General features: G+C 65.3%; 1 protein-coding gene and 1 pseudogene. Both read right to left on the bottom strand.

Annotated elements, in window-relative coordinates; all coding sequences use genetic code 11:
- Positions 1 to 218 (bottom strand): annotated as a pseudogene (locus F2B26_RS16910) (hypothetical protein); the annotation flags it as partial.
- A 52-nt stretch (positions 219 to 270) separates the two neighbouring features.
- Positions 271 to 530 (bottom strand): ABC transporter permease subunit (locus tag F2B26_RS16915; RefSeq protein ID WP_159811249.1); only part of this gene is annotated, 260 nt, incomplete at its 5' end.

Raw genomic sequence — 530 nt, forward strand, 5'->3', positions numbered from 1 at the left:
TCCCCCACGATGGCCAGCGTCTGGCCCATCTGCAGGTCGTAGTTGAGCCCGTTGACCGCCTGGACGAGTCCGTCCTCGGTCGGGAACTGCACAGTCAGGTCGGTGACCTTGAGGATCTGCTCGCCGACCTTCTTGCCCTCGCGGCCGCGCCGCTGGGCGATGTTCGGTCCGCTCTGCGCGGGCTGCAGCATGTCCTGCGTCTCGCTTCCGGTCGTCATGCGGGGTCCTCGCGAAGTATCGGAGCGAAGAGGAGAGCTTCGGGGGGTGCGGTCATGAGAGCTTCACGCGGGGATCCACGACTCCGTAGAGCATGTCGACGATCAGGTTACCGATCGTGACGAAGGTCGCCGTGATCACCACCACCCCGGCGATCACCGGCAGGTCGCCGGTGTTGAACGAGTCCAGGGCGAGCAGACCCATCCCCTGGATGTTGAAGATGCGCTCGGTGAAGATCGACCCGGTCAGCTCGAAGGCGATGGAGATGCCGACCAGCGTGATGAAGGGCGCGATCGCCGCTCGAAGCGCGTGGC

Origin of the sequence: Cellulomonas citrea, assembly GCF_009829685.1 — a bacterium.
Taxonomy (GTDB): Bacteria; Actinomycetota; Actinomycetes; order Actinomycetales; family Cellulomonadaceae; genus Cellulomonas; species Cellulomonas citrea.